This is a genomic window from Desulfogranum marinum (assembly GCF_016918565.1).
GTDB classification, from domain to species: domain Bacteria; phylum Desulfobacterota; class Desulfobulbia; order Desulfobulbales; family Desulfobulbaceae; genus Desulfogranum; species Desulfogranum marinum.
Window position 1 is genome coordinate 77,694 of record NZ_JAFFQD010000005.1, and the last position, 11,604, is coordinate 89,297.

16 protein-coding genes are annotated in these 11,604 nt (G+C 45.7%); 9 read left to right on the forward strand and 7 right to left on the reverse strand.

Going from position 1 to position 11,604, the window contains the following annotated elements:
• Positions 1-31 precede the first annotated feature (31 nt).
• Positions 32-784, reverse strand: coding sequence for a nickel pincer cofactor biosynthesis protein LarB (larB, locus tag JWH17_RS05005; protein WP_205221479.1), 753 nt, complete (start codon positions 782-784; stop codon positions 32-34).
• 145 nt (positions 785-929) lie between these two features.
• On the opposite strand from larB, the gene JWH17_RS05010 reads away from it, so the two are divergent.
• Both JWH17_RS05010 and JWH17_RS05015 read left to right on the forward strand, forming a co-directional pair.
• Positions 930-1,952 carry a hypothetical protein gene (locus JWH17_RS05010; protein ID WP_205221480.1) on the forward strand — a complete coding sequence of 341 codons (1,023 nt, stop codon included), beginning with the start codon at positions 930-932 and terminating at the stop codon, positions 1,950-1,952.
• A gap of 34 nt (positions 1,953-1,986) precedes the next feature.
• Positions 1,987-2,550: a P-loop nucleotide/nucleoside kinase family protein gene (locus JWH17_RS05015; protein ID WP_205221481.1), complete on the forward strand. Its 564-nt coding sequence runs from the start codon at positions 1,987-1,989 to the stop codon at positions 2,548-2,550.
• An 81-nt stretch (positions 2,551-2,631) separates the two neighbouring features.
• On the opposite strand, the gene JWH17_RS05020 is transcribed toward JWH17_RS05015, so the two are convergent.
• Together JWH17_RS05020 and trxA are read right to left on the reverse strand one after the other, a co-directional pair.
• The gene (locus JWH17_RS05020) at positions 2,632-3,405 is read right to left on the reverse strand and encodes an outer membrane protein assembly factor BamD (RefSeq protein WP_205221482.1); all 774 of its coding nucleotides are present in this window, start codon (positions 3,403-3,405) and stop codon (positions 2,632-2,634) included.
• A gap of 207 nt (positions 3,406-3,612) precedes the next feature.
• Positions 3,613-3,942 carry a thioredoxin gene (gene trxA / locus JWH17_RS05025; protein WP_205221483.1) on the reverse strand — a complete coding sequence of 110 codons (330 nt, stop codon included), beginning with the start codon at positions 3,940-3,942 and terminating at the stop codon, positions 3,613-3,615.
• Between the two features lie 274 nt (positions 3,943-4,216).
• Between trxA and hemL the strand changes: the two genes are divergently transcribed.
• The 7 genes from hemL (at position 4,217) to rimO (ending at position 9,470) form a co-directional block, all read left to right on the forward strand.
• Positions 4,217-5,506: a glutamate-1-semialdehyde 2,1-aminomutase gene (gene hemL, locus JWH17_RS05030; RefSeq protein ID WP_205221484.1), complete on the forward strand. Its 1,290-nt coding sequence runs from the start codon at positions 4,217-4,219 to the stop codon at positions 5,504-5,506.
• Between the two features lie 83 nt (positions 5,507-5,589).
• Positions 5,590-5,823, forward strand: a complete 234-nt coding sequence (locus tag JWH17_RS05035) for an AtpZ/AtpI family protein (RefSeq protein WP_205221485.1) — start codon at positions 5,590-5,592, stop codon at positions 5,821-5,823.
• 1 nt (position 5,824) lies between these two features.
• Positions 5,825-6,268 carry an ATP synthase subunit I gene (locus tag JWH17_RS05040; protein ID WP_205221486.1) on the forward strand — a complete coding sequence of 148 codons (444 nt, stop codon included), beginning with the start codon at positions 5,825-5,827 and terminating at the stop codon, positions 6,266-6,268.
• A gap of 3 nt (positions 6,269-6,271) precedes the next feature.
• Complete coding sequence (atpB, locus tag JWH17_RS05045) at positions 6,272-6,994, forward strand: F0F1 ATP synthase subunit A (RefSeq protein ID WP_205221487.1); 723 nt, start codon at positions 6,272-6,274, stop codon at positions 6,992-6,994.
• Positions 6,995-7,063: 69 nt separating this feature from the next.
• Positions 7,064-7,321, forward strand: coding sequence for an ATP synthase F0 subunit C (gene atpE / locus JWH17_RS05050; protein ID WP_232370907.1), 258 nt, complete (start codon positions 7,064-7,066; stop codon positions 7,319-7,321).
• 77 nt (positions 7,322-7,398) lie between these two features.
• Complete coding sequence (locus JWH17_RS05055) at positions 7,399-8,124, forward strand: nucleoside phosphorylase (RefSeq protein WP_205221488.1); 726 nt, start codon at positions 7,399-7,401, stop codon at positions 8,122-8,124.
• Entirely contained in the window at positions 8,121-9,470 is a 1,350-nt protein-coding gene (gene rimO, locus JWH17_RS05060; RefSeq protein WP_205221489.1) for a 30S ribosomal protein S12 methylthiotransferase RimO, read from the forward strand. The genes JWH17_RS05055 and rimO overlap by 4 nt, the downstream gene beginning before the upstream one ends.
• A 24-nt stretch (positions 9,471-9,494) precedes the next feature.
• On the opposite strand, the gene JWH17_RS05065 is transcribed toward rimO, so the two are convergent.
• The 4 genes from JWH17_RS05065 to JWH17_RS05080 form a co-directional block, all read right to left on the reverse strand.
• Positions 9,495-9,779: an HU family DNA-binding protein gene (locus JWH17_RS05065; protein WP_205221490.1), complete on the reverse strand. Its 285-nt coding sequence runs from the start codon at positions 9,777-9,779 to the stop codon at positions 9,495-9,497.
• A gap of 107 nt (positions 9,780-9,886) precedes the next feature.
• Positions 9,887-10,627: a pseudouridine synthase gene (locus JWH17_RS05070; protein ID WP_205221491.1), complete on the reverse strand. Its 741-nt coding sequence runs from the start codon at positions 10,625-10,627 to the stop codon at positions 9,887-9,889.
• 312 nt (positions 10,628-10,939) lie between these two features.
• The gene (locus JWH17_RS05075; protein WP_205221492.1) at positions 10,940-11,155 is read right to left on the reverse strand and encodes a hypothetical protein; all 216 of its coding nucleotides are present in this window, start codon (positions 11,153-11,155) and stop codon (positions 10,940-10,942) included.
• Positions 11,156-11,188: 33 nt separating this feature from the next.
• Positions 11,189-11,590, reverse strand: coding sequence for a secondary thiamine-phosphate synthase enzyme YjbQ (locus tag JWH17_RS05080; protein ID WP_205221493.1), 402 nt, complete (start codon positions 11,588-11,590; stop codon positions 11,189-11,191).
• Between the last annotated feature and the right edge of the window lie 14 nt (positions 11,591-11,604).

Genomic DNA, 11,604 nt, shown 5'->3' on the forward strand with positions numbered 1-11,604 from the left:
AGCAAAAAGAGAGGGCGTTATGGAGATATAATCACTTCCTGTTGATTGCGTCCGCCATGCAGGCAGCTCCAAATCCATTGTCAATGTTGACAACAGCCAGACCCGGGGAGCAACTGTTGAGCATGCCTAGCAGGGCAGAGTAACCTCCCGCCCCGGTGCCATAGCCAACGCTGCTGGGTACACCAATCACCGGTGCGCCGGTGACTCCGGCAACAACTGAAGGAAGGGCTCCTTCCATGCCGGCGATAACAATAACCGCAGTTGCTTTTTGCAGAGTGGGTACCCTGTTAAGTATTCTGTGAATTCCAGCCACACCAGCGTCATAGATGGTCTCAACCGGATGGCCGAAATACTCGAGAGTTAATCTTGCCTCTTCTGCTACCGGTAGGTCAGATGACCCTGCAGTGGTTATAATCACTGTGCCTCGGGAGCAGTCTGTTGGAATGTGATGAGGGTTGCCTGTCAGCATGTGGGCCACTGGGTGATAATGTATACCGGCAACACGTTCACAGACCTGTTGCGCCTTTTTTTCTGAGACTCGTGTAGCCAGCACAACCGTTGGAGCGGGAAGCATCCTTTCTAAAATAGCAACGAGTTGGTCCGGCGTTTTACGTTCACCGAAGATCACTTCAGGGATACCTGTGCGCAGCATTCTGTGATGGTCCAGTTGAACCCCTGAAAATGATTCGCCCGGAAGCCCTCGAAGTTTGTCAAGGGTTTGGGGTATGTCCAGTTCTCCCCGTTGGAGCTGCGTGAGCAGGTTCTTTAGGTGTGTTTCGTTCATATTTTGTTTGTGGCTGCTGGTATGCTGTGGATCATTACAGCTTCGGAAAATGTGGTAAAGCGTTTACGCTTTATCGCTGTTTTGGTAAAGTAAACCTTTTGCAATAATTTCGTTTATATCAAAATAACTTAAGAGGCACCCTGTAATGACAAAAGAAACGCTCCCTGCATTTATTCAAGCTCTGCTGCAACCTGCAGTCTATTCGCATCCGGTTGATAGTGTCAAGCTGGTGCAGACTCATATTTCCTATGTCCTTTTAGCTGGTGATTTTGTCTACAAATTCAAAAAGCCTGTAAATTTTGGTTTTCTTGATTTTTCAGATTTGGAAAAACGGCACTTTTATTGCGAGCAAGAGCTTACCCTGAACAGGCGTCTCTGTCCTGAAATATATCTGGATTTAGTGAAAATCAACCTTGATAACGATCAATTTTCTCTTGATGGCTCCGGAGAGACCGTTGAATATGGGATAAAAATGGTCCGCATGCCCGAAGAGGGGATGATGGGGAATATGATTAAAGCTGGGAAATTGCAAGAGCACCATTTGGACAACATTGTCGACACGTTGGTTCCCTTTTATAAAAATGCCGCCACAGGTGAGGACATAAATCAGTTTGGAACGGCTGCTGCCGTGGGTGTCAATGTGGTGGAGAATTTTGAACAGACCAAAGCTTTTGTCGATCAGGGGGCTCTGACTCTACAGCAGTTTAACGATATCAGCAGTTATGCTGAAAAGGTCCTTGCCCAGACGGAGCGGTTTACAAAGCGTATCGTCGGCGATCATATCCGTGATTGTCATGGCGATCTTCATTCTGTGAATATCTGTTTGACAGGAGGGCATGCATACATCTACGACTGCATTGAGTTCAACGAGCGTTTTCGTTTCCATGATGTTGCGTGTGATGTTGCCTTTCTTGCAATGGATCTCGACTATTACGGGTTAACTGATTTTTCTCAACTTTTTATTGAACGTTTTTGTCTGGCAGCAAAAGATCCCGGATTGGTTGATATGCTCGATTTTTATAAATGCTATCGGGCATATGTACGTGGTAAGATAGGTCTTTTTACAGCTGCTGATCCTGTCGTTGATGCGGGTGTCCGGGAAGAATGTCTGCGAAATGCTGCAAAATATTTTGAGCTGGCTCATCGGTATGCCCAAGACGGTGAATAGTCTGGATATGGTGGAGGGCGAGGGGAGATAGAAGGTGGAAAAGAAAGTAATTGTGTTTTTTGGTATGACGGCTTCCGGCAAATCAACCCTTGCCGGTACGTATGCTGCAGCCAATGCCATTCCCTACTATAATACCGACCGGATGCGAAAGAAGCTTGCCGGACTATTGCCCACCGACAAGCGTCCGGATGCGGTCGGAAAGGGGATTTACAGTGCAGATTTTACCCGTAAAACCTACGCAGCCATGTTGAAGCAGGCTGCCGTTGATATGGAGCAGGGGCAATCTGTTGTCTTTCTGGATGGCTCATACAGTAATCTGGAAGAAAGGGAGGCCGTTGTGGAAATGGCTGGTCAATACGATGCCACCCCACTTTTTATCTATTGTACATGTTCGGCTGATGAGGTCAGGCGTCGTCTGCAAAAAAGAGCGGTTGATGAAACAGCGGTTTCTGACGGACGGTGGGAGATATATCAGCATCAACTGAAAGCTTTTGTCGACCCTGCACTCGGTACTGGAGGGCGTCTGGTCACTCTTGATACAGAACAAAAACTTTCCGCATTATTGAAAACTGTGGAGCGCCTGCTGGCGCAAGAATAGGTGACAGGCAGGTATCTTTTTCTGGGCTGTGGCGTACGAGCCTGCTGTTTGGCCTGTTCTCACAGCGTTGCTTGGTTGACGCTATTGGTTTTCATCCGATTCCCATAGGGTCCAGCTCGGCATGGAGATTTCAGGGAGCCATTTATTGATACCCCATCGTGGCGGCTCTCCTGCTTCCAACTTTTCCAGGAGCGCTTGGGCTTTGGGGGCTATAGTGGACTTGGGATACATAGCCAGTAGATATTTTAACCTGTGGATGGCTTGGTCATACTTTTCTGTTCTGACGTAAAAAACGGCCACAAAGTATTCATGGTTGACCAGAAAATCCCGTGCGGCCTGAATTCTTGCCTTAGCCTCTTTTGTGTAGGGCGAGGTGGGAAAAGTGCGCAGAAGCCTGGAGAACGATTTGATGGCATCTTCGGCACCGGTTATATCTCTATCAATTCTATTGGAGCGGGTAAAATCACACATCCCGATTTGGAAAAGAACATACGGGATTGCCTCGTTTGTGGGATGGCGTTCTTCAAATTCCTGGTAAAGGAGTTTTGCTTCCAAGTAAGATTTGTTGTAATAGTTGGCGTCTGCAGCTTTAAGCTCAGCAAGCATTGCCTGTTGACTGAAAGGGAATTCGTCAAGAATTTTTTCAAATGCCTTGATGGCACCGCTGTAGTCGCCCACTTTATATGCATCCATCCCTTTCGTGATCAGGACCTCGGGAGACCCCTTCACTTCCTCTTCTTCTCCAAAAGTGACGCTGTCAAACATGCCTTGAAAAACTCCACATCCAGAAAGAGAAAACAGCAATAGGAGTAGCAGCGCAGCGGTTATATTAGCACGATAGGGGGGGAAAGTCATAACGCCTCCTGATGGTGATGGCATGAAAATCCAACACCAGGTACTGAGAATTCATAAAATAAAATTTCGCTGTTGTGGCGGGAGGTTAAAACCACTCGCTTTAAAACAACCGGGGATCAGTGCACTGTTGGTAATTGTTATCTATAAAAAAAACAAAAAAAAACGGTCCTCTGTCATTTGAGCAGAGAACCGTTTTGGGTAAAAAAATCAAACAGCTTTATTCATTAAATCCTGAAGTTGGCTTTTGCCGACTGCACCTGTAATCTGGTCGACAACCTCTCCACCCTTAAATAAAATGAGCGTGGGAATGGCACGGATTCCAAATTTTCCGGGTGTGGCAGGGTTATCGTCCACATTCATTTTTGCGATGAGTACTTTACCGTCAAATTCATCGGCAAGATCATCAATTACCGGGCCAATTGCTTTGCATGGACCACACCAGGGGGCCCAAAAGTCTACCAGACAGGGGAGGTCATTGCCTATGACTTTTGCGTCAAATTCGCTGTCCGATACGTGCATTACCTTGTCACTTGCCATTTTGTTTTCTCCTTGTTGCGTCCGTTAAGAATTCTTGTCGTGAGAAAATATTTAAATTCTCAATGGTTATGTATATTTTAGCCGCATTGGTAAGCATTCTACCTTGAGCTCCTGAACGTGACAAGAGAAAATTATCATCTTTAGCTTTCTGTCAAGTCGTGGGGAGTGATTTCGTTTTCGTTTTGACATCGTAAAAGACTAAGTGGTATACTGCCGGATTTGAGAAAAGACATCGTTCAACTAATTACTACCCAATATCAGGAGTTGTGGGCTTATGATCACTAATCGTTCTGTTTCCCTGTTTTCAAAAGCGCAAGCTGTTATTCCCGGAGGCGTAAATTCTCCTGTCCGTGCTTGTCGTTCTGTCGGTTGTGATCCGTTGTTTATTCAAAAGGCCTCGGGATGCATTGTGACAGATGTTGATGGAAACGAATTTATAGATTTTGTTAGCTCATGGGGCCCAATGATCGCCGGACATGCACAACCTGAGGTTGTCGATGCAATACAGCAGGCGGCTGTCAATGGGACAAGTTTTGGGGCTCCAACGTCAGTGGAGGTTGAATTAGCCGAATTGGTGTGTGAGTGTGTTCCTTCCATTGAAAAAGTTCGATTTGTTAACTCTGGAACTGAAGCCACCATGAGCGCAGTCCGCCTGGCTAGAGGCTATACCGGAAAGAATATGGTGGTTAAATTTGACGGCTGTTATCATGGCCATTCTGATTCTTTTTTGGTTAAGGCGGGGTCAGGACTGATTACCCTGGGTATACCTGGTAGCCCGGGAGTACCTGACGATATAGTAAAAAATACGCTTTCTATTCCCTATAATGACAAGGAAGTACTTGAACGTACTCTGCGGGACGAGAATCTTGACATTGCCTGTGTCATCGTTGAGCCGGTTGCCGGAAATATGGGAGTGGTTGTTCCAGACATGAGTTTTGTTAAAAAATTACGTGAGTTGACAACTGAGCTGGGCATCGTTCTGATTTTTGACGAGGTTATTACTGGTTTCAGGCTTTCCCTTGGCGGAGCGCAGGAACGATTCGGTATTACTCCAGACCTTACTTGTCTGGGCAAGATCATCGGTGGTGGGCTTCCTGTCGGCGCCTATGGTGGCAAAGCTGAAATCATGGATAATATTGCCCCTGATGGGCCTGTCTATCAGGCGGGGACTCTTTCCGGTAATCCTTTAGCAATGAGTGCCGGTCTTGCCATGCTGCAATTGGTGCGAAAGCCTGATTTTTATAAAGACCTTGAGCAAAAATCAGACTGGTTTGCCGCTGAGTTGCAACAGATTGCAGATGCCGCTGCTGTGCCGACCGTACTTAATCGTATCGGGTCCATGATGACCTGCTTTTTTACCGATGAACCGGTAACGGATTTTGAATCGGCCATGAAAGCGAACACCGAAATGTATGGAAAACACTACAGAAATATGCTGGAAGGAGGTATGTGGCTTGCCCCTTCTCAGTTCGAGGCGACATTTATATCTGCTGCACACGATCGTATTCATTTGGAAAAAGCTTTGAATATGATTGAGTCGTCATTCAAAAAATTGATGAATTAGATAAAAAAATATTGCGTTTGGTTGTTGTGCATGATACCTGTAGCACGAACTATTTAACCTGTTGGATACGGGAGTTTCGATTGATGTCTGAGGATCGAAGAGAAATGTTTCGGCAGCTGGCCGAATATAGTCACATCGGCATAACTTTTGTTTCCTCTATTATTATCGGTTTTGGTATCGGCTGGTTTCTGGATAACAAAGCGTTTGGTGGTAAAACCACACCGTATCTAACCTTTATTTTTTTTGGATTTGGGATTGCTGCAGGTTTTAAGAGCCTTTGGCAACTAACCAAAAAAATATCGGATGATAAGAAGTAAGATGAACAAACAAAGTAAACACGACCCTGATGCAGCATTAGTGCGATATATAACCGGCTTTAGCTGGTTATTACTTGTGGTGTTCACTGTCGGAAGCTGGTTTGTATATAGCGACCAGTTCGCGTTATCTGTGTTGATTGGTGGCGTGTTGGTAAATGTAAGTTTCTTTTTGCTGAAAAAGGATATAGGCCAACTGCTCCATAAGGTCAGTGAAGCCGGTATGGCTGCGGATGCTGTTTCGCGTACGGAAAAGATTCGGTTTTTTATTAAGTTTTATGCCCGTCTAGTGGTGTTGGGCTTATTGTTAATTTTGCTGGTTGCCAAACTGCCTATCAATATGATCGGTTTAAGTCTTGGCCTAGCGACAGTCATGCTCAGTGTAATCCTTGTTGTCCTGAGCAGAGGCAAAATATTTTATTCCGAGCAAAGTTTGAGGAGCGTATAGGTTATGGAACATCCAATATTATTTATTTCGATTATTCTGGAAAAGCTTGGACTTCCGGTGCCGCATACGGTAACTGGACATGGCTTGCTGGAACAGCTCTGTACACCGTATATGACCTATACCTGGCTGGTCATGGCCTTTCTTATCATCGTGCCGAAGCTGACCATGGGAAAATTGGAAATGATCCCCGGCAGTGGGCAGAATTTTTGGGAAGTCATGGTCGGTGGTCTGATGGACTTTTTTACCGAAAACCTGGGCGAAGATGGGGCGAAGATGTTGTTTCCCATGATGGCTACCTTTTTCTTTTATATCATTCTTGCCAACATGATCGGCTTGATTCCCGGTTTCATGTCTCCAACTTCGAATTTGAATATCACCCTGGGCATGACCATTATTGTCTGGGTAACGCACCATGTACTTGGATTCAAAACCCATGGGCTCAGCTATTACAAACATTTCATGGGACCAAGTAAAGCTCTTGCTCCATTTATGTTCTTACTTGAAATCATCAGTAACTTTGCGCGATTGATTTCACTTTCCATGCGTCTTTTTGGAAATATCTTTGCCAAGGAAGTATTGCTTGCAGTTTTATTCATGCTTGCAGGTGCTTTTTTTGCCCCGCTGCCTATCCTCTGCCTTGGCGTGCTCGTCAGTGTTATCCAGGCTGTGGTTTTTGTTCTTTTGGCAGTGCTGTATTGCGCAGGTTCTCTGGAACACGCACATTGAGTTTGAAGTTTATTTATTGAGTACGAAGAAGGCCAATCATATATTATTATCTAATGGAGGATGTTGAAAATGGAACTTGCTATTGCTTTGATTTGTATAGGTGCTGCTTTGAGTATTGGTTTGGCAGGACACGGCGCTGGTGTTGGTATGGGTAATGGTCTTCGCGGTGCATGTGATGGCGTTGCTCGTAACCCAGAAGCCAAAGGTGCTATCACCACTACCATGATTCTTGGTATGGCTCTTTGTGAATCTATTGCGATTTACGGTCTTGTTATTGCCTTTATCCTGCTTTATGCGAATCCTTTCAAAGCAGCTCTTGGACTGTAATTTTACAGATCAAGCAAAAAAGTAGTCAAAAGCTGCGGCATTAAGCCGCAGCTTTTTTTTTGGGGTTTGTTTAGCCTATGGAACAATGTATTGTAAACCCGGTTCGGGACAAACGCGATCCTGAGCTCCCTCCTCTGGGGATTTTTGCTGTTAATCCTACAGATGCCTTCAATTTTCCTGCTCTAGCCGAAATGTATGGCTTGCAGCAACATTTTCTTTTTCATTCGAAACTGTATTCCTCTGATCGTTTTTTTCTGGCTGGACCTGCTGTTGGTGCTCCCATGGCAGCAATGTGCCTGGAAAAATGCATTGCCCTTGGCGCCCGATATGTCATTGTGTATGGATGGTGCGGAGCTGTTTGTGATCTTTTAGCATCAGGCGATGTGTTTCTACCCACCAGCGGGTTCAGCGAGGAAGGGACCAGTGACCATTATCCAGGAGCCGGTAATTTTGCACCGGATGTCAATTTAATGGGCAACGTTAACAAGGCTCTTTCTCAGGCAGGGTATAACACTAAACAAGGTCCTGTGTGGACCATTGATGCTGTTTATCGGGAAACTAAAGCAAAGGTGCGGTATTTTGGCGAACAAGGGGCATTAGGGGTCGATATGGAGTATACCGCATTAAGTGCTGTTGCAGCTTTTCGCGGTATAAGCCTGGCTGCAGTGATGTTGGTTTCAGATGAACTGTATCATGAAAAATGGCGACCACAGTTTAACAGGAAGACATTTCGCCGAAAAACCAAGCAATTGTTGGCAGATCTCTGTAGGGAAGCCGATGGAGGAGGATTGAAAGATTTATGAAAAATATACATATTGTCAGCCTGGGCTGCCCCAAGAACCTGGTGGACACAGAAGTGATGCTTGCCCTGCTTGAAAATGCCGGATACCAGGTGGTTGAGGAGCCGGAGCAGGCAGATATACTGCTCGTCAATACCTGTGGTTTCATCCAGCCGGCAGTTGAGGAAGCCGTAGATGAGATTCTTCGTCTTGCTGAGTACAAGCAAAATAACGAAGAGGTAGTACTTGTGGTTACCGGGTGCATGGTGCAAAGGTATGGTGCACAACTTGCTGAAGAATTACCGGAAGTAGATATATTTCTCGGAGTTGATGAATTTCCACAGATAGTCAATTTTCTTGAGAATAAACGCCAAGGGGAGAGCATGCTCGCGGTGGGGGACGAATCTTTGTATCTCATGGACGCCTCTGTGCCGCGCAAGATTTCAACTCCATTTTTCAGAGCGTATTTAAAAATTACCGAGGGGTGCGATAACCACTGTACCTATTGTATGATTCCCTCAATTCGCGGCAGGCTGAGGAGTCGAACCATTGAGGACCTTACTGCCGAGGCTCAATTGCTGGACAGTAAGGGAGTGAAGGAGCTGACGCTCATTGCCCAGGATCTTACAGCGTATGGTGATGACCTGAAAGATGGCGAGACCAATTTAGTCTCGCTTTTGCAGACGTTGGTCAACAAGACGCAAATTCTGTGGTTTCGTTTGCTTTATCTCTATCCGTCATCTGTTGATACGTCTCTCCTTCAGCTGATGGCGGCGCAGCCGCGTATTGTCCCCTATCTTGATATACCTTTTCAGCATGTGAGCGATAGGGTCCTGAAACGGATGAATAGGCGCTATGGTTTGGCCACACTTGATGACCTGGTCTCCCGGATACGTTCTTTCGTTCCTGAATGCGCCCTGCGTACTACTATCATGGTAGGTTTTCCTGGTGAAACAGAGGAAGACGTGGACATTTTAACCCAAGCTTTGCAAAAATGGCAATTGGACCATGTAGGGGTGTTCCAGTATCAAGACGAAGAAGGAAGCATTGCCGCCAATTTTGCTGATAAGGTCCAGGAAGAGGAAAAGGCAAAAAGATACGCCCAGGTAATGAGTCTGCAGGCAACAATAAACAAAGAGCGTCAACAGCGCTTTGTCGACAAAATAGAACCGGTTTTAATCGAAGGTGTGAGCCGTGAGAGTGACTTGCTGCTAGAAGGCCGCACCAGATTTCAGGCACCTGATATTGACGGCTGCGTGTATATAACCAGCGGTCAAGTAAACCCGGGGGATATTGTGCCTGTACGTATCAGCGAAGCGCACATCTACGACTTAGTTGGGGAAGTGGTCCCTGTTAAATCGATGGAATAGAACGTTTAATGCTGCCCGTAGCGGCTAGTCTTTGGGTTTGTTAACCTGCTCTCTCAAATCTTTGCCAACCTTGAAAAATGGCAATTTTTTGGGAGAGACCTTAATTTTTTCTCCGGTTTTGGGATTCCTTCCGGTGTAAGATTCGTACTCTTTTACCACAAAACTCCCAAATCCACGAATTTCTATGGACTCACCACGGGCAAGAGCATCACTCATGGTATCAATTATAGTGTTGGTAATGGAAGCAGCTTCGCGAATTGGAATATCCATTTCTTCTGCCAATGCTTCGATCAGTTCGGATTTATTCATTTCTGTCTCCCCTGTCCGTCGGTAACGTATCTGGATAAAAGCCTCCCTACTCAAATGTTTGGGAGAAAAATGTAAAACAGGAACTACTATTAGAAAGCTATAAAAACTTAAGCAGGTATGTTTTTGATTGTAAAGGGAATTTTTCCTAAAAATAGCTTTTTTAGATCATTTTTTGTCAAAGTACGATATTTTCCACTGGAAAGTGTTCCTAATTGAAGATTTCCGTAGGCGGTTCGTTTCAAATGCAGGACTGGATGACCGATTGCTTGAAACATTTTACGAACTTGCCGTTTTTTCCCTTCATGAATTATAATCTCTATTTTGGATCGTGAACGGGATTTTACTAAAAATCGTAATTGTGCCGGATAGGTTTTCTGCCCATCAATGAGTATACCCTTTGCCAAACGCTGCATGCCGGCCGCAGATGGCATGCCTTTGACCGTTGCCTCATATGTTTTGTTAATTTCATAACGTGGGTGAAGGACGTAGTTGCCAAGGGCGCCGTCATTGGTCATCAACAGGGCGCCCTCAGTGTCCAGGTCAAGGCGACCGACGGGAAAGAGTCGCGCATTAATTTCAGGAAGCAAGTCTGTGACAATGGGACGTCCCTGCGGATCGGAGAGGGTCGTTACATATCCTGCCGGTTTATTGAGCAGTAAGTAGATTTTTTTTTCAAGATTGATAGGGTTGCCGTCAAAGGTTATACGGTCTTTTTCCGGATCTACCTTATAGCCCATGTGGGTTACAACCTGATCGTTGACCCGTACCCGTCCTCTGGCGATAAGCTCTTCGGCGCCTCTTCGAGAGGCGATACCCGCCTGAGCTATGATTTTTTGGAGTCGTTCCATACGTTGATGTAATTGTCCTTCCACAGCCATGATGTAAGCAGAGGCTAACCAGGGGCTGAGGCAATGTTTTCTGTATCTACCTGTTATTATAATACCGAAATAACGATTTATCTGTAACGTAATGGTATAATAGAGGAAATTTTTTCGTCAACCAGCGCCTATGTGGCGGGATCAACCTCAAGCACATCCGTATACCAGGGCTTCATTCTGCAGTCAAAGACAACAGGCGGTTCCAAACCGACGTGAAAACGTTGTCCTGTTTGTCCTCCGGCATGGGACATTAGCAAGGGCAGAGTTATGTCTGCTTGGAGATCAATGACGATGATGGGGATCGTCGAGCAAAAGGCTGTGATATTCTTCATCGGAAAGATGATTGCGCATTATCCCCATGAGCTGTTCGACGAGTTGGTTAATTTCATCATCGGTCATGCGAGGTACAAGTACATCGGTGAGTTTTCGTTTTGAAAAATGTTCCAATAATTCCTGGAGAGATTTTTCATCTGTAGCACGGTTAAGGCCAAACAGCATGGAATACCCTTGAAGATAAAAGAAACGGCTGTATCAGCCAGGCAGAATCTGCCAAGTGAGTTTACGCTGACGAGGTCCATCGAATTCACAGAAAAAAATGCGTTGCCAGGTGCCGAGTTGCAGCTGCCCCTGAGCAATGAAGATGGTGACGGAACTGCCTGTCAGGGTTGCCATAACATGGGAGGGTGAATTTCCCTCCCTGTGTTTATATGGATAATCAAGGGGAACAATCCGACGCATGGCGCCAATGATGTCGTCCTGCACGTCAGGATCAGCCCCTTCATTGATAGTGACTCCGGCGGTTGTGTGTGGATTAAAGACAGTACATAAACCTTGGGTAATGCTTTGTTCTGTTACGATGTCCTGCAACCGCCTGGTCACATCGATAAGTTCCATGGGTGAGCGTGTTGCCACACCAAATTTTCCGGATAACATGTGGTGTGACTCGT

Excerpts from the sequence above, each read along its gene's own strand:
- hemL (WP_205221484.1), top strand. The coding sequence starts at position 4,217 with ATGATCACTAATCGTTCTGTTTCCCTGTTTTCAAAAGCGCAAGCTGTT.
- atpB (WP_205221487.1), top strand. The coding sequence starts at position 6,272 with ATGGAACATCCAATATTATTTATTTCGATTATTCTGGAAAAGCTTGGA.
- JWH17_RS05070 (WP_205221491.1), bottom strand. The coding sequence starts at position 10,627 with ATGGAACGACTCCAAAAAATCATAGCTCAGGCGGGTATCGCCTCTCGA.
- JWH17_RS05080 (WP_205221493.1), bottom strand. The coding sequence starts at position 11,590 with ATGTTATCCGGAAAATTTGGTGTGGCAACACGCTCACCCATGGAACTT.
- JWH17_RS05065 (WP_205221490.1), bottom strand. The coding sequence starts at position 9,779 with ATGAATAAATCCGAACTGATCGAAGCATTGGCAGAAGAAATGGATATT.
- atpE (WP_232370907.1), top strand. The coding sequence starts at position 7,064 with ATGGAACTTGCTATTGCTTTGATTTGTATAGGTGCTGCTTTGAGTATT.
- JWH17_RS05020 (WP_205221482.1), bottom strand. The coding sequence starts at position 3,405 with ATGACTTTCCCCCCCTATCGTGCTAATATAACCGCTGCGCTGCTACTC.
- trxA (WP_205221483.1), bottom strand. The coding sequence starts at position 3,942 with ATGGCAAGTGACAAGGTAATGCACGTATCGGACAGCGAATTTGACGCA.
- JWH17_RS05010 (WP_205221480.1), top strand. The coding sequence starts at position 930 with ATGACAAAAGAAACGCTCCCTGCATTTATTCAAGCTCTGCTGCAACCT.
- larB (WP_205221479.1), bottom strand. The coding sequence starts at position 784 with ATGAACGAAACACACCTAAAGAACCTGCTCACGCAGCTCCAACGGGGA.
- JWH17_RS05075 (WP_205221492.1), bottom strand. The coding sequence starts at position 11,155 with ATGCTGTTTGGCCTTAACCGTGCTACAGATGAAAAATCTCTCCAGGAA.
- JWH17_RS05040 (WP_205221486.1), top strand. The coding sequence starts at position 5,825 with ATGAACAAACAAAGTAAACACGACCCTGATGCAGCATTAGTGCGATAT.
- rimO (WP_205221489.1), top strand. The coding sequence starts at position 8,121 with ATGAAAAATATACATATTGTCAGCCTGGGCTGCCCCAAGAACCTGGTG.
- JWH17_RS05055 (WP_205221488.1), top strand. The coding sequence starts at position 7,399 with ATGGAACAATGTATTGTAAACCCGGTTCGGGACAAACGCGATCCTGAG.
- JWH17_RS05035 (WP_205221485.1), top strand. The coding sequence starts at position 5,590 with ATGTCTGAGGATCGAAGAGAAATGTTTCGGCAGCTGGCCGAATATAGT.